The organism is Peribacillus sp. ACCC06369, assembly GCF_030348945.1.
Classification (GTDB): domain Bacteria; phylum Bacillota; class Bacilli; order Bacillales; family DSM-1321; genus Peribacillus.
The window spans coordinates 2,384,385-2,402,953 of record NZ_JAUCEN010000002.1 but is presented as its reverse complement, the minus strand read 5'-3'; the positions used below and the strand labels follow the sequence as shown (position 1 = coordinate 2,402,953).

Genomic DNA, 18,569 nt, shown 5'->3' with positions numbered 1-18,569 from the left:
CATTCACTTTATCCCTCCTTTTGAACCGAAGTCTATGACCCTTAAATCCACATCATAATTAATATCAGCTTTACTGAAAACTTCGTCCCATTTCTGCTTATTTTTCTCCCAAAACTTCGGATGCTGAATTTCCACATAACGATAAAATCCTGCTATCCCTGTTTTATATTCATGCTGTAATTTGTATACGATTTTCTCGACATCCTTCTCAACTTCATCCTCGGCAATTCGCTCAATCTCTTTTAAATAGGCTTCTTCAAATGAATTTTCCTGACCATACCAATCTTCCGAAAGTCTTCCTGTGTAACCGACCTTAACATTTATCGTCAAATGATCCCCGTTCAATTCCGTCGTGATTTTCCTCCTTGTCCTTTTGATCACTTCAACACTTAAAGGCTTACCGTGTTGGACCGTTTCGATTATCCCGCCTTTCAAATTTCCGTTCAACCAATTCAAAGCAGCTATATCCTCATCATTCATGACCCCGACCAACTTTGAATTGTTGATCACCCCTGCACCCTCCAAAATTAATTTCCCTCTCCTAATATTAACGGCCTGAATGGCAAAACTTCCATCTGATTGCAAATTTGAGGAAGCTTTGCCCATCGTTAAAGATGGAAGGATTTTATTCGTTCGATTCACATTATCTTTCAATTCATAAATTACATTCGAAGGGATTTCACCATCGTCGGATAGTCCCAAAATTTCTTTTGTCGGTCTCTTTGTTAAATAAACAAGACAACTTCTCCTTGTATTGTTATCTCGTATGGACTGATTAATGATAGCTTCCATAGGTACTTTCTTTAATACATCTTCATTAATGAGCAGGATACGCTGATGATTGGTTAAAACCGTATTGGTTATGAGCAAAGAATCCCTTATTGCTTCATGCAACGTTTTGGCACTGACGGTAACATTCTTATATTTTAGTTGAGCTTGATTCTCCTGAACACCACTTCCTGGAGGTACCAGAATTTGCTGTGTTAACATAATTTCGTCTTTCTTTTTACTATTATCGATTCCCATTCCGACCACAAGGGATAATTCTTCAATATTTTGACTGTCCCAACAGCCTGTAAGCAAAGGAATAAGCAAGATTAACCATAATCTTTTCATCCGCTTCTTCTACTCCTTTTCACTTGAACGATTGCGAATGTAATAATTGGCAAGCCAATCAATATAAAGGGAAATACATAGCCCAGCAAATCGCTCATTTTAAAAATCTCGGTTGTATTTTTAGGGATTTTGGCGAGAAAAAAAATGATTGGAACCAAAACAATAAGGTTCGTTGAATATGAATTGTTGAAAATTTTCGTCAGTCCTTCTGCTGCGAAGTAATAGTAAATTGCATGTGTACAAAAGAACTGAAGAATCCAGGTGATTAAGAGAAACAGCTCTAAACGCTCTATAAATATCCCTTTTACTTCATACGATTGAATAAAAGAAACGGTTGGCCATGTAACAGCTTTGACTTCAGGTACAGTCAGTGTAGCGACTACCAGAACATATGTAATCACATATAATATCATCGGTATGAAAAAACCCATTAAAACGCCACTTTTTACCTTGTTTTGATTTTTAACGACGCCAAACAAAAAGATGAATAGTTCAATTCCAAAAAAAGACAAAGCCCCGGAGCCCATTCCTTTCATCACAGGTAGAAACCCTTTTCCAAGAACAGGCTGCAGGTTTTTTATATCGACTACTTTTATACTGAACATATAAATGAACAAAACGATGACAATTGTCAGTGGTAGAAAGAAGACGCACACCTTTGCAATGGCTTTAATTTTGCCTGTCAATAGATGGACACTCGCTAAAATCAATGTGAGCATTACTATTTCAACCGGGGTATCCTCCAACAAATAAAATCGGACCATTTCACTCATTGCAAGAACTTCAAAACTGGACACACCTACAAAGTACACCACCACGATCAACCCAATAATTTTGGAGAGCCACTTTCCATATGCCTCCTCCATGTATGTGTAATAGTTAGCCACCTTATGTTTTTTTAACAGTACAACCAATAAGCATATGAAAAGGGCAATAATGATCCCATTAAAAATCAAGACGATCCATCCATCGGATGAATTAACTTTTTCCGTTATCGTCCTTGGAAGCGAAAGCATCCCAACTCCTAACATGGCGCATGAAATGATCGATGCCAATTCCCCACTAAAAATTTTGCCGTCTGCTTGGCTCAAGAAAGTTCTCCCCCCTTTTTCCGCTTCGGTAACCGGAGGAACGCGTCCTTCCAAGTCTTTTTACCGATAAAATCCGTTGGTTGAAAATAAGGTTCTTGAAAGCTAGTCAATTTCGACAAATGGCTGATAACGATGATAAAGAATAAAGTGGTTCCATATAGGCCTAGAACGGCGGAAAAAATCATCGCCCCGAACCTTAATGCCCTGAATGCCAGTCCAAAGCTATATTGTGGTACCGTAAAAGAGGTAATCGTCGTAATCGCAACGATTATGACCATGAGGGAACTCACAATATTCGCTTGAACGGCTGCTTGTCCAATAATGACACCACCAACCAATCCAACCGTTTGCCCAATGGGCGCCGGAAGCCGAATGCCTGCTTCACGAAGCAGTTCAATCGTCAATTCCATGATGATCGCTTCAACAAAAGGCGGAAATGGCACGTTCTCCCTTGTACCAGCAATGGTCATTGCTAGTTCCGTCGGCAGCAATCCAGGGTTGAACGAAACCAAGGAGATATAAATTCCTGAAAGAAAAACGGTAATAAATAAAGAAAAGTAACGAAGGACACGTAGAAAAGAACCCGCGACCCACCTTTCATAATAATCATCAGGTGACTGCAGCAGCATCGTGATCGTCGTAGGTGCCATCAACGCAAATGGCGAGCCGTCAACCATGATGACCACCCTTCCCTCCTGCAGTGCCGCCAATACTTTATCCGGACGCTCCGTATTCTGGATCTGTGGGAAAGGGCTAAACGATGTATCTTCAATTAATTCTTCAAGCATCCCCGAGTCTTGGAGATCGGTAGCTTTTACTCCGTTTATCCGATCATTCACTTCTTTTAACAAAGAATCGCTTGCTTTTCCTTCATAATAAACCAATGCAACTTCCCGCTTTTCAAGCGTCCCTAACTTCTGTTGTTTGACGATTAGGTTGGGATGGTTTGAATATTGTCTTATCAAGCCGATATTTTCCTGGAGACTTTCGATAAACCCAAGCTTCGGTCCACGGACAACCCTCTCTGTCGAAGGTTCACTCAGTGTACGAATTTTCTCCTTTTCCAGATTCAAAACATAACCATTTGTCATTCCATCTATAAATAGAAGTGTTTTCCCGTCAAAAATATGCTCTATGGCTTTTTCATATGTTTCAACATCTTGTTCCCTGACTGAACAGATTTTGGAAATGACCAGCTTCTCGATGGAAACCGGGTGCCTTGATTCGACCTGCGCAGCGGATAAATCCAGGACTATATCATTGAATGCTGGATAATCCATCGTTCCATTGACAAATATAAATAATCCTGAAACTTCATAACCGGGAATGAATATCTGTTTAAAAACTACATCATCCTGCATATCCAATTCAGATTTCAATTTTTCCTGCTTTTGATCCAATCTTATATGCAAGGGTTTACTTTTCATGGTGAACTCCTTTGATTAAATGCGTTTTATTTCAGTTTCCACTTTCTTCAATTATTTTATTCGAAAAGGATATGGTGACAGCTTTTAGACCAAGGATCTTTATAATGTATTCCCTTTCCGAAACGAGCATCCTAAACAATCCAAAATGGTTAATATGTAATTAAATTGCAAATGCTAGGATAACAAGCTTTAGTTTAGAGGTGACAGCATTGTTTAACCGCGGAAAGTTCAAAAAAAAACCCAATCAACCAAACGATAAAAATGATGAATTAAATAAAGTTTCGGATGTAAGGGACCTATTCAATACCCTTTCTTCATCCAATGATTTCATGAACCATCAAGGAACATATAATGGTGTAGGCTATTGGGTATCTTTTTATCGCTCTTTAATCGATGCACAGGAACTTCATAAAAGTGTTCTTTCTGTCATACCAACTCTGGAAGCGATAAATTTGGAGCAAATTAAAGAAAACGTTCCTATAGAAAATACACTTATCACCAATACCAAGGTTGTAATCGAAGAAAGGATCATGAGAGGCGAAATTGCCATTCGTTTAGATGCGAATCTTGATGAATGCCTATTAATCAATGTTGCGGCCCAACAAGGAAGGCAAGTTGATAAACCTGAACTTGAATTTGGAATCATAAGTGCTCAAGAAGCTTTTGTCGAGGATATTGATATCAATCTGAATCTAGTCAGAAAAAGGCTGCCTATCCCTGGATTGCAAGTAAGTGAACTGACTGTGGGGTCGTTGTCTAAAACGAAAGTGGCGGTTTTATCCATAGAAGGAATCGTTGATCAGGAAAATGTCGATAATGTTATCCAAAGGATCAATGACGTAGAGTTTGATGAAATATTGGACGGGTCATATCTCGCGCAATTGCTTTATGATGATTCAAATACCTTATTTCCCCTTTTTCTAAATACGGAAAGGCCTGATCGCATCGCAAGTGCATTGGCTGAAGGTAAAGTAGCCCTGTTAATCGATAGGTCGTCTTCTGCACTTATTACACCAACCATATTGTTGGAATACTTTATAACCATGGAAGATTATAATATGCCATGGGTTCCGGCATCTGCTTTCCGTTTATTAAGGATATTCGCGGTCGCTTTTTCGATATTTGCTACTCCTATTTATGTAGCCGTGCTGACTTATCATTATGAACTGATTCCTAAAGATCTTTTGGAAACGATCGTCACTTCAAGGAATTTGATACCTTTTCAGCCATTGATTGAAGCACTATTTTTAGAGATCTCCATTGAGTTATTACGTGAAGCGGCTGCCAGGCTGCCAACAAAGGTAGGTCAGACATTAGGTATCGTCGGCGGTATCGTTATCGGTCAAGCGGCAGTTGTAGCTGGTCTGACCAGTAATATCTTATTGATCATCGTTGCCCTCTCGGCATTGGCATCATTCGTTACTCCTATTTATAAAATGGGGAATGCCATTCGGTTACTGCGGTTCCCCTTTTTAGTGGGCGCCCAGATTTGGGGGCTGCTCGGCATTACCATAGCGGCCGTGTTTTTGTTGACCCACCTTATCAAATTAACGTCAATGGGACACCCCTACCTTGAACCGATATACCCATTTCGTATGCAAGATTGGAAAGATAGCTTTGTTCGGCTTCCTTTTAATCTTTTTAAATCTAGACCTGTAAATTTACGTCCTGATAATACGTCCAGACAGCCACAGCCCAAAAAAGCAAGAATCAAAAAAAATGATTTTAATGAATGATTTAAATGAGGGTCCTATATGAACCAAGCTGGAGTTAATGAAAAGTATAAAGTGTCACCGTTCTATGTGTTTTTTTTAGTGCATTCCATGCAAACAGGAGTAGGCGTTTTAAGTTTTCAAAGAGTTTTAGCGAAGTCAACGGGAACGGATGGCTGGATTTCGATATTACTAGCCGGACTGATCGTTCATATATTGATTGGGGTGATATATAAAATCTTCAGTATCGTCCCTGGTGATATCATTTCCGCAAATAATCATGCATTCGGGAAATGGATGGGGAATTTCTTCAGTCTATTATTCATTCTTTACTTTTTGATCCTTGGGATGACAGTCATGATCAGCTATATAAATGTCATACATGTATGGATGTTTGAAGAGGTACCATCTTGGGCGTTTGCTTTAATATTCCTGATCCTCATTTATTATATAAATACGGGAGGGTTCCGAACAATTACGGGTATTGCCTTTTTAAGCGTCATTTTGACATACTGGCTTTTATTTGTCCTGTTCTATGCCATGAAATACTCTGAATTCACTAATTTGCTCCCTATTTTTCACCACACTCTATTGGATATATTGAAAGGAACCAGAAGTACTTCCTTAACGATGCTTGGTTTTGAAATGATCCTGATGTTTTATCCGTTCATCAAAGATGCTAAAACTTCACAAAAATATGCTCATGGAGGGGCCTTGACAACAACCTTAATAAACTTATCCTTTTATTTGGTTTCACTGGTTTTTTATTCACAAAAACAATTGGAACTGACTATATGGCCGACACTGTCATTGACCAGCATTGTCGAATTGCCCTTTATTCAGCGATTTGAATATATAGATGTTTCTTGGTGGGCCATCGTAATCATTCCCAACATGACCATCGCCTTGTGGGCTGCCAGCAGGGGTTTCAAGCGTTTATTCAATGTTCAGCAAAAGTATCCATTATGGGTGATGTCCATTATCATCCTGCTTACAAATATTTTTGTTTTTGATGTCGATTCCCTATATATATTGAATAAAATAATCGATCCATACGGCGTGCTCTTCCTTGCTTTATACTTGCCTCTTCTTTTGGTCATCATTTATATAAAGAATAGGAGGAAACGCAAATGAGAAAGTTACTTCTTATTATCTTGACTTTCCCCCTCCTTTGCAGCTGTGCCCAGCCAAGGGTGGTTGACGAAGTCAATATGTCCCAAGCCATTGGCTACGATATACTCAAGAATGATATCGTCGAAGGGATGTTCGTCATCCCTATCTTCCAACAGGACAAGATCGGTAAATATCAAATCTTAACTGGAACATCGACGACAACGAGTGATGTTCAGGCTGTCGTTTCCAAAAAAGCGGATAAGCCTGTGTTTCTTGGACAGACACGCATCGTTTTATTTAGCGAAAAAATCGTTCATGAAATCGGAGTGACAGAACTGACTGATTATCTCTACCGTGAGCCACAACTTGGAAACAGGGTCATATTGGCCGTCGTTGAAGGAAAGGTCAAGGATGTAATAAATACGAAACCTCCAAATACGAATGTGAATGTTGGAATCTTTTTATCGGATTTGATTAATCAACAGAATGAAACAGGGAATGGACCCGATACAAACCTCCATCTTTTTTTAGGAAACGCCCTGGAAGATGGCGGAGATTCGTATCTTCCTTTAATTAAAATAATTAACAATGAAGTTGCGGTATCGGGAGTGGCCTTGTTTCATGAAAATAAAATCGTCAGTAAAGTCCGAACGAGAGATATGTTCGTTTTCAAGACATTGGTTCAATCTCATAGACGGGGAATTTACAAATTCAAATTAAAAGACAAGAAAAAAAGCGATATCGTAGTGGAAAGCATCCGAAGCGGTTCAAGTTATGAGGTCTCCGACTCAGAGAGAAATCCCTCAATCACGATTAAACTTAAAATAAAAGGGCAAATCAAGGAATCAATGCGAAGTGAAAATCTAACCAATAGAAAGATGATAAAAAAAATCGAACAGGATATGGAAGATGATTTAACGAGGCGAGCAAACCGTCTTATTAAAGATTTTCAGAAAAAAAACATTGATCCGATTGGCTTAAAGGAAAAATATCACGCCAAAAATAAAAAAATGACCTATGAACATTGGAAAAAGATTTATCCGAAGATGGACATTAAAGTAAAAACCAAAGTTGACATCATCCAAACCGGGGTCTCAGAATAATAAATATTAAACGAATATCAATAGGGCATTTAATATTCTTCATCTGTTCGTAAAAACTACTACCATATATTGAATATACAACAGGGTAGAATTCATTTTGCTTGTGAATATCACATTTATTAAATCGGTTGCACGGCAGGTGCTTTTAAATCAGCCAGATAGTATAAAAGAAGGTAAGGTCACTACTTGAGTAGGATAAAACATTAACCTTACGATGTTTTTATAATTGAAAGGAGCTGACTTTATGAAGAATACCATAATATCAGTCATCGCTACTTCAATATTAGGTATAAGTTTAATCGTCGGATTCTCTTTAGCTTCCGCAAGTAGCGAAAAAGATGAATTGAACTCGGATAAAGTGACCTTCTTTGGGTCCCCAACTTCTGCGATTTCCAGTTCAGTTGCTGTACCTCAAAGTTATAATCGGATAATGTTTAGTGGAACAGTCTCTCCTCTTTTAAACAAGGATGGAAAAACCACTTATGAGAGATATGGCAATACAGAAAGGCAGGCTATTGGAATTTTAGAAAAATTAAAAGCAGATTTGAAAACAAAAGGACTTTCCCTCGCTGATGTAACCTTTCTTCGTGTGTATGTCGCACCAGATCCAAACAAAGAAGGTACTCCAGACTAACAAGGTTGGTTTAATGCCTATGCTATGTTCTTTAATACAAAAGAAAATCCAGTAAAAACAGCTCGTTCCACAGTAGGGGTGCAAAGTCTGGTTTCGCCGGATTATCTCATTGAGATTGAAGCAGAGGTAGCCTTTAAAAATAACAGCAAGTCAAAAAAATAGACGATAGTAGTGAATGGTCATGTTTCAAAATCTCGGGGTTCCAGGCCTAGTTATCATTCTTATCACTTGTGATTTTTGGTCCTGAAAAATCACTGCGTGCTTTTGGACGAACTTTATCTGAATTCAAAAGTGCAACCAAGGGGTTGATTGATGAGGAAAGTTGGAAGAGAAAAAACTTGAGTTATTGAAGGATACAAGCCAGAAAACTTTTCTACTTAATAAAAAACACCTTAAATACAAACCGAGACAGGAATACTTTCCTGTCTCTCGTTCGTGTTAGTCAATCATGAAAATTCGTTCCATCCGTCACTTCTTTAACAATGCCTGCATTGATGACAAAGTCTCCGAAACGCTCCCCTTCCTGTCGTTCTTTCGCATAACGGGAAAGTAGCACACGCAACTCTTTTAAAATCTCATCTTCACCGATGTTCTCACGATACATTTTGCTTAATCGGCTTCCATCGAATGCAGCACCGAGATACATATTATATTTGCCAGGTGCTTTCCCGATAAAACCGATTTCTCCTAGTGCATGTCGGGCACAGCCATTCGGGCATCCGGTCATTCGTATCGTGATTTCTTCGTTCCTCAGCCCGTTTTCATCAACGATGGCCTCGACTTTATCAATCAGAATCGGCAAATAACGTTCCGCTTCTGCCATTGCCAACCCGCATGTTGGAAGCGACACGCATGCCATCGAGCTGCGTCGGAGCGCTGAATGGCGTGAACCATCCGTCAAACCGAATGTTTCGAGCAATTCAACGATCTTTTCCTTTGTCTCGCTTGATACATTGGCAATGATCAGGTTTTGATTGGCCGTCAAACGGAAATCGCCCGTGTGGATCTTAGCGATTTCGCGCAAGCCGGTCATCAGTTTGTAATCTTTAATATCGGCAATTCGGCCACCCTCGACAAATAGTGTAAAATGCCATTTGCCTTGAATGCCTTCTACCCAGCCATAGCGGTCACCATTATTGTCGAAATGATAAGTTCTCGCCTCCTCAAGTTTCCATCCAAGACGATTTTCCAGTTCAGCCTTTACCGGTTCAAGTCCAAGCCTGTCAACCGTATACTTGAACCGGGCATATTTCCGGACGGAACGGTTTCCGTAATCGCGCTGAATCGTAATGACCTTTTCCGCGACATCCAGTATGTGGTCAGGCTTGCAAAAGCCGATTATTTTGGCTAGCTGTGGATAAGTCTCTTTGTCACCATGGGTCATTCCCATACCGCCACCGATCGCCACATTAAAGCCAACGAGTTTCCCATTTTCAATAATGGCTATGAAGCCAAGATCCTGGGAGTAGACATCAATGTCATTGGAAGGCGGGACCGCAATGCCTATTTTAAACTTCCTTGGCAAATAAAGCGGACCGTACATTGGTTCGACTTCCTCCAATTCAGGTGTACCGACAACCTTTTCTTCATCCAGCCAGATTTCATGGTACGCCCTTGTACGTGGCAATAAATAATCACTCAATTTTTTCGACCATTCATATACTTCGGAATGAATTTCGGATTGAAATGGAATCGAATTGCACATTACGTTACGGTTTACATCCCCGCATGCAGCGATTGTATCCAGCATGGACGCATGGATTTCCTGAATGGTTTTTTTCATATTCCATTTTAAGATTCCATGCATTTGAAACGTCTGTCTTGTTGTCAATTTCAAGGTACCGTTACCGTATTTCTGAGCAAGGTCATCCATGACAAGCCATTGAGAAGGCTGTGCAACACCGCCTGGCATGCGGACACGCAACATGAACTGATAGGCAGGCTCAAGTTTTTGTTTTTGACGCTCATTGCGTAGGTCCCGATCATCCTGCAAATAGCTGCCGTGGTGTTTCATTAACCGATTGTCATCATCTGGAATACCGGCGCTGATTCGCTCCTGCATCACTTCTCCAAGTGTACCTCGCAAATAATTGCTTTTCGCTTTAATTTGCTCAACATCACTAGGCGGGCCTTCTGGTGCTTTTAATAGTGGGTTCACCATGTTGTTATCTCCTTTTCATCCATATTTCAGTACACATCACGTTGATAACGTTTATTCTGTTGCATATCTTCAAGATAAGCTTGCGCATCAGCATGGCTCATCTGACCTTCTTTTTCTATGATCTCAATAAGCGTATTATGGACGTCATGTGCCATGTTTTTCTCATCACCGCAAATGTAAACCGCTGCCCCTTCTTGAAGCCATTCGTATAATTCCGCGCTGTGCTCGAGCATCCGGTTTTGAACATACACTTTTTCATCCGCATCACGTGAAAAGGCAACATCCATTTTCGTAAGTACACCTGTTTTCAACCACTTTTGCCATTCAGTCTGATAAAGGAAATCCGTCACGAAATGCTGATCGCCGAAAAAGAGCCACGTTTTCCCTTTCGCTTCCGTTTCTTCGCGATCCTGGATAAAGGATCTGAACGGAGCAATGCCCGTTCCCGGTCCAACCATGATGATTGGAGCATCTGGATTCTTAGGCTGCTTGAAGTTCTGGTTATGCTGAATATAAACAGGCAGGGTGTCCCCTGGCTGTATTCGGTCCGCACATAATATGGAGCAGACTCCTTTTCGATCCCGACCGTGACTTTCATACCGGACAGCACCTATGGTCAAATGCACTTCATCCGGATAAGCGGATAAGCTATTCGCGATCGAATATAGACGTGCTGGCATTTTCCGGAGTATGGATACGAACTCTTGCGCCGTTTCACCCCATGAGCCAAAGTCACGGAGAAAATCAAGTAAATCACGGCCTTCACGATATTCTTTTAGTCCTTCTTCATTACCTGGTGATAGGAGCTCCTTTAATTCCTCGTTACCTGAAAGCTGGGCGGCCTGCTCAAGGAACGATTTTGTCAAAACCGTAATTTCAAAATCGGAGATGAGCGATTCCCTAAGCTGACGAAGATCCCCCTGCTTATTGACCTTCACGGTTTCTTCAGGGTCCCAATCGAGTTCCATAAGAAGCATATCCACTAATTCAGAATCATTTGTCGGATAAATACCAAGGCTGTCTCCAGGTTCGAATGTAAGACCAGATCCTTCAAGTGATAATTCAAGATGATGTGTCTCTTTATTAGAGCCACGGCCGTTCAAGTTTATATTTTCAAGCACTTCCGCTTTAAACGGATTTGTCCTGGAATACGTGTGTTCACTTTCTGGAGCTTTCGCTGCAGGGACTTCTGTAACGGTACTGCCTTGCTCTTCACTTAAACTGGAAATGACTCCTTCCAGCCATTCTGAAGCCGGCTCATCATAATCAAGGTCACAGTCCATTCGAGGAAATAACCTTGTCCCGCCAAGTTCCTCCAAGCGTTTATCGAATTGTTTTCCCGTTTCACAAAAAAACTCATATGAGCTGTCTCCAAGCGCCAATACCGAAAAGCGGAGTTCTTCAAGGCTTGGTGCCCTCCTGCCATGAAGGTACTCGTGGAAGGACAACGTATTATCCGGTGGATCACCTTCCCCATGCGTGCTAACGGCAATAAGAAGATTTTGGACTTTTTTCAAATTGTTCACCTTAAAGTCACTCATGGATGAAATGGTAACCTGAAAGCCATTACCCTCAAGCTTTCTCGCCGCATTTTCTGCCAGCCCTTGAGCATTGCCCGTCTGTGAACCATAAAGAATCGTAACTTCTTTTGATATTGTCTTCCCGCTGCTTTGAGCTTCCATTACCGGGGTTTCGGCCGTTCCCATATTCGAAACTGACAAAGATGCCGTCAGATAACCGCTCAACCAAATTTTTTGTGTTTCTGTCAAGCTAGGCAGTAGACTGTTAAGAATCTCTGCCTGCTCATGATTAAACGGACTGTTCATTACCTGAAGTTGCACGATTTCCACCTCACAAAGGGATATTAACTTATCTTAGTTGACTCTTATGTATAACGAGTGGGTTTAAACATTTATTTCCATCCGTAAAATCAATTAACTCGTTTACTCCTATAGACCAAGTCGGTTTTAACTGCAAAAAAAATCACAAAGTACAGTTCATACACGGAGGGAACATTTTTTCATAGCAAGCTAGAAATAAAAAATAAGGTTATAAAGGACGTTATCCTTCCCCAGTCTAGACTCTTCCTAAAATAAGTTTCTTATTAAACTTTACCGGAAGGCACATCATTAGTAAAATATATATAATTTATTGTAACTATTAAGAATATTAATAATAAGGTGGTAATTCTATGTACTATGATGCTCTAAAAACATTTGTGACCCTTGTGGAAGTCAAGAATTTTACTAAAACGGCAGAAATGCTTCTAATGTCACAACCAAGTGTTAGCTTGCACATAAAAAAATTAGAGGAAGAGTTCCAAACCAAATTATTTCTCCGCTCCCCTAAATTCCTAAAAGTCACCTTGACAGGAGAAATTCTTTACGATCGGGCTAAGCAAATGATCACAATATATGAACAGACCAGACAAGACATCCAGGAACATGATAGGTCCATTAAAGGAGAATTAAAGATAGGGGCAAGTTTTACGATAGGAGAGTATATCCTACCTTCGTTGCTCATCGACCTTCAAAAGGATTACCCTGAACTTGAACTTCAAGTCGTAATTGGAAACACTGAAGAAATCGTTCAAGCCGTTCGGTTATACAAAGTGGATATCGGCTTGATCGAGGGTCAAACTAATGAAAAAGAGCTTTCTGTACACCCCTTCATGCAAGATGAGCTTTTCGTTGTTTCTTCCAACGACCATGAACTCGCTTATAAAGAAGAAGTGGAAATTACCGATTTACATGACCAAGCATGGGTAACCAGGGAAGTTGGGTCCGGTACACGAGAATACCTTAACCATGTCATACGTTCAAATGGTTTGAAGATTAAATCGATACTTACGATTAGCAGCAATCAAGGTATTAAAGAAACACTTATAAAAAACGGCGTAGGGCTGGCTCTCCTTTCCCAAAGTGTCATTGAAAGGGATGTGCAAAATAAAATCCTTTCTATTATTCAGTTAAAAAATGAATCCTTTAACAGAACTCTTTCCTACGTGTATTCACCAATTATGGAAGATAAAAAGAATGTCAAGACTTTTATAACTGAATTAAACAAAAAATGGCCTATGAAAGCCAAGCCGATAGTTTGATCCTTGCAAAAGATACAATCTATGAATGAAGTACTTGCTGGTAATCCTGATGACAGGAACCTTTTTAAGTGATATAGACTAACAAACTTAACCGAATGATCCGGGATTAGGCTGTTTAACAGTTTGCTTCTGTACTTTATTAGCATTCACAGCCTGCCTTTTGATTTAATGAATGGAGAGGAAAATGGAGTTTATTACGTGGAATGATGACTTGCTTAAATGGCGTTGCTGTATTTTTTATAAACATAAGGAGAAGTCATAATGGAAAGAAGCGCACCATAGTTAAGGTTAAAAGTGACTTCGTCTCCTACTATCAGATTACACTTTTTTGGATCAAGCACGGTGTGATCACTACTCGAACCAAGGATCTCGATATCCGTTGTCGGAATTAACCCTGCCACCAGAACATCCTGATTACCCACTCCAAGAATAACTCTACTCATTTGGCCACGATCTTGAAATTGAGGAAAGACTCCAAAAGCATTCTGACCTATTTCCCCATAGGGTACGGATGGTTTTCTTTTCGATTCAATAACTTCAGTCACGAAAGTGAACGCATCAGTATATAAATCCGGGATGGCCAGTCTATCTAAGGTTTCACGACCCAAATAAATGGATTCGCCCAACCGTAAATTGTTAACCTTCCCTACTGAATCAACTGCCATGAACCAATTATAATTGGCAGAGTTCCCTCCCGATATATAGGAAAGAGGAAGAGAGAATTTCGTTTCAACTGCGCTGGCCAGTAAAGATAACATGCCCATTTTCTGCTCGTTTGGTTTTACTCCTCCAAAGCAGGCAAAGTTAACTCCTATGCCCACTATTTTGACACCTTGGAGTTTCAAGACCTCTGAAATAAAAGAATCTAGATCTTCAGGCATGATTCCTTCTCTTAAATCTCCCATTTCGATCATAAGAATAATCTTCTGCTCCTTGTTATGCCTTAAAGCAGCTTCTGATAATTTTCCAATAACGGAAAACTCGGTATTCAAGCTAATATCTGCATTTTTTATAACAGAATCCACTTCACTTAAAGAAGGAGATTTTAATAATACAAAGTTTGCCTTGATTCCTGCATCACGCATTTTTTGAAGATTGGCAACCTTCGAATCTGCGAGCATATGAATCCCTTGATCCAATAAGATCCTTGCTATTTCCGGAGCTCCGCAAACCGTTTTTGTAACGCCCATAATCTCAATATTTTTTGTGCCATATATTTTAACAAGCTCAGCTGCATTATGGGCAATTTTTGCAAGGTTGATTTCGATCCTTGGTGTAAAAGACTGTGTCATTTAATCAATGCTTTTTCCTGTTTACCATTCAAGTTGGGGAAGGCATCAAAAATACTTGCAATCAGTTTGTCGCAGCCAAATTTTAGTACATCAGTCGTTGGAAGTTTAATATCCTCTTCATATTCGGAAATTGTTTTAGCCAACTCATCATCGGACATGTTTTCATGGTTGATGGTCACCGCAATCACTTTTGCCTTTGAAAAGTTTTCAATAAGATCGATCTCGCTTTTTACCGTCGGCATTTCCATATAGCTAAAGTCACCTAAATGTTCCCGTTTGGGTGCGTGCTGAATGATGACCGCTCCAGGTCTTGAGCCTCTTATTATTCCACACGAACTTATATATGCTGGGTGGCTTAACGCCCCTTGGCCTTCGACAATAATAATATCCGGATTATCATTTTCATATGCCTTCATGATTTGGTTTTCAATTTCACCTGTCATGAATTGGGACGGGATTGCATCAATCGCCACACCGTATTTCGCCCCCTGTATCAGTCCCGTTTGTCCCGTCGCAATAAAAGCGACATTAAAGCCCCTTTTTAGTAAGGCATCTTCGAGCAGAACCGACGTTGTACGCTTGCCTATTGCACTATCCGTACCAAGAACGGCTACAATGGGTGTATCAATGTTTAAAATCCGTCCTGAAAAGAGATGCATATCCTTTTTTCGTGCAGGTTTTCTTACGTCATGGATCGTGATATTGAATTGTTCTGCGTGCTTAATGAACTCTGGGTCATCTGTAAAAAACTCATGAAGAGGGTTAACGATATTCATCCCATGTTCCATAGCTTTGAGAAGGAGATTTCTCTCATCCTTTTTAAGGAATGCCTCTGAAGGAGCTATTCCATATATGAATTGATCAGGAACATTCTGTATATTTTCGAGTGCCTGGTTAAGGTCCTTGAATATAGGTATTCCATTTTTCTCCCCAATAAGGTAATCGCCCGCATCCATTCCAGCCTTTGTACTATCAATCACACCAACAATCTCAAATTTCCTAGAGCTTCTAACTAGTCCATTAGCTGTCTTTCCATCCATTGTCCCAAAATTATTTTCACAATATACTATAGCTGTTTCTTTCATAAGGCTTTTCCTCCCAAAATCTATTTTTACGACCATATCTCGACTTAAAGATATTTTACATATTTAATCAATAAAAGAACTCCTGATCCATAAAAAAAAAGCCATATTTAGGAGAAAAATTGTAACTAATTTTCAAAATATACAAAATTTTCACCCACTTTTACAAGTATAGCATAGTTGACGAATAACTGTTCGATTTGTTTAGTTTTATTTCAAGACTTACGATTTGTTCCGTACCATCCATTTTTTATTATGTAAATATAGTAAGTAATCTCCTTTATCCCTATTTCAGCCGTAAGTATTTTTCAAAGTGAAGTTAAAGTGCTTTTCATTCAAAACAGCAAACTCATAGTAACTGTTCTTATGTTAAAGCCCCATTTTTACGTACAGCTTAATAGCTTTGTTCTCTGCAAAAGCACTTAGCTCCCCCCTTCTGTTTCATAAAAGGAAAAGCTCTTTAAGACAGCCCCGAAGTTTTAAGGGTATTCCACGATTAAAAATCCCAATTTCTCAGTCTATGAATGAGGAATTGGGATTTAAATATTAAACAATAGAACCTTTTTGTTGAAGATCATTACTTAAGCTTTATAAGATAGCATAATTATAGTGGTGGATTTTCCACACCTAAATGAATCCAATCTTCTTTTGGCGGCCCATAAACCCCAGAAGGTTTTATTCCTGCTTGACGCATCAGAACCGTAACTTGTCCCCGATGATGAACAATATGCTTGATTAGCCCCATAAGGATGGACGCATTTGTTTCCTGTCTTCCAAAAGCTTCTTGTATTTGTTCTAAGGATTCGTCTGTCCATTGATGTTCAATAATTTTGGCTGCATGAGAACTTACATTTTTAAAAGTAATAGCTATTTCCTGGGCTGAAGATGGGACGTTTTCTGCACTTTCTATCCGATCAATCTTTAAACCGAAATGAGCTAGATAATCTGGAATGCTTGTTGTGAGATGCCACGCAATTCTTCCCAAAGTACGACCTTCAGGATAAACTTGTTGTTCTAATGAATCATCTGTCAAGCTATCCAAAACCTTTTGAGTCAGTATAGCTTCTTTATTCCATTCTTTAATAAAATCTGAAATTGTAATATACATATAATCCCTCCCTATTCCGATAGATAATTACTTACTCAAAGAACATTATAAAACATATGTTCTCCCCATTCAAATTTAGTTGAAATAAAGAGTTATTAACTAAGAATTAATGACTCATATTGGAATTTGCCTGCATATTAAGTATAGAAAGAATCCCGTTTAGAATACTCTCACTGCTTCTGTTGTCTTGCCAATTGAGCTATGCAAATGAGCGAGCTTTTTCCACTTTAAGATTAGTATTTATTATTCAATGACATTTAATTAAAGAGAGAAGTATTGGCGTATAACGATGAAGCACCACCAGAGTGTACAAAAAGGATGTTATCCTCCGGCTTAAAGGTGCCTTTTTGGATTAAATCAATGAGTCCCGCTGCCGCTTTACCCGTGTATACCGGATCCAGCAAAATCCCTTCTGTTCTTGCCATAAGCTTGACAGCTTCCACCATTTCAGGGGTAGGCAAAGCATAACCAGGACCGACATACTCATCCAAACACGTAACAGCCTCACGAGGGATTGAATTTTCTATGCCGATGTGTGTTAAAGTTTCTCTAACAAGCTGAAAAACTTTCTCTTCTTGTTCAGCTTTCCCTCTGCTTACATTTATGCCAATTACTGAAATTCCACTTTGATTTCCATGAAATCCTGCCACCAAACCAGCATGCATTCCCCCACTGCCGCTTACACAAATAACTGCTTTCAAATCTATCCCTTGCTCAAAGGACTGTGCTAAAATCTCTTGAGCGCATGCAACATATCCCGTTGCACCAATGACATTGGATCCTCCAACGGGAATGATGTAAGGTTTATGTCCTTTCTCCGTTACCTCTTTAGACACTTTCTGCATTTCTTGCATTAAGTCCGCTCCATTAGGTACAACTATAATTTGGTCAGCCCCCAATAAATGATAGAGAAAATAGTTACCGTTAAAATCCGGCTCTGAATTTTTTGAAAGCCCCTCTTCCAACACAAGGATGCATTTCATTTTCTCTTTAACGGCAGCAGCTAGTGTCAAGCGGCAATGATTCGATTGAATGCCTCCACATGTAATCAACGTATCCGCGCCTTGTTCCAATGCATCGGCAACAAGGAATTCCAGTTTTCTTGTTTTATTTCCCCCAGCCGTCAGACCAAGCATATCATCTCGTTTAACATATATGGATGGGCCCCCAAGAACTTCAGAAAAATGATCTAATCTCTCAACTGATGTATATGTTGGTGTATATCGCTTTCTGGGAAATTGTGCTAAATTCATTATAAAAACTCCTCCTGTATCCTCTGTTGTCCATTTGAAAAAAAATCAATCTGACGTTCTCGTTACTTTAGAAAATAAATAATAGCAAACACTTCTATTTCCATCATAGCATGTTTAGGTAAACGAGCAACTTCATTGCACTTCTAGCAGGATAGAATACATCATTCATCACGGCAAAGTGACTATATCAAACCGATGTTTACTGTAAGTTTGCTTCCACTTATTCTATGACTCCCTTGTTTTCCACTATATTATCGGGCAATTCCCTAGATTATATAAGTCACCTCTTGGATTTGAAATAAATGCTAAATCATTAGTTATGCCGAAACAGAAACGGACTCGAACCATTGAAATGTATAAATAATCAAAAGTCTGAA

General features: G+C 39.5%; 14 protein-coding genes and 1 pseudogene. 6 read left to right on the top strand and 9 right to left on the bottom strand.

Annotated elements, in window-relative coordinates:
* Positions 1-3: 3 nt before the first annotated feature.
* Genes QUF78_RS12570 through QUF78_RS12560 form a run of 3 tightly spaced genes read right to left on the bottom strand, consistent with a single transcriptional unit; the run spans position 4 to position 3,634 of the window.
* Positions 4-1,116, bottom strand: coding sequence for a Ger(x)C family spore germination protein (locus QUF78_RS12570; protein ID WP_289324918.1), 1,113 nt, complete (start codon positions 1,114-1,116; stop codon positions 4-6).
* The gene (locus QUF78_RS12565; protein WP_289324917.1) at positions 1,113-2,207 is read right to left on the bottom strand and encodes a GerAB/ArcD/ProY family transporter; all 1,095 of its coding nucleotides are present in this window, start codon (positions 2,205-2,207) and stop codon (positions 1,113-1,115) included. Before QUF78_RS12565 ends, QUF78_RS12570 begins: the two co-directional genes overlap by 4 nt.
* On the bottom strand, positions 2,204-3,634 hold the full coding sequence (locus QUF78_RS12560; protein ID WP_289324916.1) for a spore germination protein: 1,431 nt from the start codon (positions 3,632-3,634) through the stop codon (positions 2,204-2,206). Before QUF78_RS12560 ends, QUF78_RS12565 begins: the two co-directional genes overlap by 4 nt.
* A gap of 200 nt (positions 3,635-3,834) precedes the next feature.
* Between QUF78_RS12560 and QUF78_RS12555 the strand changes: the two genes are divergently transcribed.
* The 5 genes and pseudogenes from QUF78_RS12555 to QUF78_RS12535 all read left to right on the top strand — a co-directional run bounded on the left by QUF78_RS12555 (position 3,835) and on the right by QUF78_RS12535 (position 8,546).
* The gene (locus QUF78_RS12555; RefSeq protein WP_289324915.1) at positions 3,835-5,370 is read left to right on the top strand and encodes a spore germination protein; all 1,536 of its coding nucleotides are present in this window, start codon (positions 3,835-3,837) and stop codon (positions 5,368-5,370) included.
* An 18-nt stretch (positions 5,371-5,388) separates the two neighbouring features.
* Positions 5,389-6,480 (top strand): GerAB/ArcD/ProY family transporter, encoded by a 1,092-nt coding sequence (locus tag QUF78_RS12550; protein ID WP_289324914.1) that lies wholly within the window; start codon positions 5,389-5,391, stop codon positions 6,478-6,480.
* Positions 6,477-7,562 (top strand): Ger(x)C family spore germination protein, encoded by a 1,086-nt coding sequence (locus tag QUF78_RS12545; protein WP_289324913.1) that lies wholly within the window; start codon positions 6,477-6,479, stop codon positions 7,560-7,562. Before QUF78_RS12550 ends, QUF78_RS12545 begins: the two co-directional genes overlap by 4 nt.
* Positions 7,563-7,806: 244 nt before the next feature.
* Positions 7,807-8,196, top strand: a complete 390-nt coding sequence (locus QUF78_RS12540) for a RidA family protein (protein ID WP_289324912.1) — start codon at positions 7,807-7,809, stop codon at positions 8,194-8,196.
* A gap of 181 nt (positions 8,197-8,377) precedes the next feature.
* Positions 8,378-8,546 (top strand): annotated as a pseudogene (locus QUF78_RS12535) (twin-arginine translocase TatA/TatE family subunit).
* A 92-nt stretch (positions 8,547-8,638) separates the two neighbouring features.
* Here QUF78_RS12535 and cysI read toward each other — a convergent pair.
* Together cysI and QUF78_RS12525 are read right to left on the bottom strand one after the other, a co-directional pair.
* Positions 8,639-10,357, bottom strand: coding sequence for an assimilatory sulfite reductase (NADPH) hemoprotein subunit (gene cysI / locus QUF78_RS12530; RefSeq protein ID WP_289324911.1), 1,719 nt, complete (start codon positions 10,355-10,357; stop codon positions 8,639-8,641).
* Positions 10,358-10,383: 26 nt separating this feature from the next.
* Complete coding sequence (locus tag QUF78_RS12525) at positions 10,384-12,198, bottom strand: assimilatory sulfite reductase (NADPH) flavoprotein subunit (RefSeq protein WP_289324910.1); 1,815 nt, start codon at positions 12,196-12,198, stop codon at positions 10,384-10,386.
* 350 nt (positions 12,199-12,548) lie between these two features.
* On the opposite strand from QUF78_RS12525, the gene QUF78_RS12520 reads away from it, so the two are divergent.
* On the top strand, positions 12,549-13,457 hold the full coding sequence (locus tag QUF78_RS12520) for a LysR family transcriptional regulator (RefSeq protein WP_289324909.1): 909 nt from the start codon (positions 12,549-12,551) through the stop codon (positions 13,455-13,457).
* A 215-nt stretch (positions 13,458-13,672) separates the two neighbouring features.
* Here the strand turns inward: QUF78_RS12520 and QUF78_RS12515 are convergent, their stop codons facing one another.
* The 4 genes from QUF78_RS12515 to cuyA all read right to left on the bottom strand — a co-directional run bounded on the left by QUF78_RS12515 (position 13,673) and on the right by cuyA (position 18,192).
* Positions 13,673-14,749, bottom strand: coding sequence for an alanine/ornithine racemase family PLP-dependent enzyme (locus tag QUF78_RS12515; protein ID WP_289324908.1), 1,077 nt, complete (start codon positions 14,747-14,749; stop codon positions 13,673-13,675).
* The gene (locus QUF78_RS12510) at positions 14,746-15,834 is read right to left on the bottom strand and encodes an N-acetyltransferase DgcN family protein (RefSeq protein ID WP_289324907.1); all 1,089 of its coding nucleotides are present in this window, start codon (positions 15,832-15,834) and stop codon (positions 14,746-14,748) included. The genes QUF78_RS12515 and QUF78_RS12510 overlap by 4 nt, the downstream gene beginning before the upstream one ends.
* Before the next feature lie 601 nt (positions 15,835-16,435).
* Complete coding sequence (locus QUF78_RS12505; protein ID WP_289324906.1) at positions 16,436-16,939, bottom strand: DinB family protein; 504 nt, start codon at positions 16,937-16,939, stop codon at positions 16,436-16,438.
* Between the two features lie 257 nt (positions 16,940-17,196).
* On the bottom strand, positions 17,197-18,192 hold the full coding sequence (gene cuyA, locus QUF78_RS12500; protein ID WP_289324905.1) for a D-cysteate sulfo-lyase: 996 nt from the start codon (positions 18,190-18,192) through the stop codon (positions 17,197-17,199).
* Between the last annotated feature and the right edge of the window lie 377 nt (positions 18,193-18,569).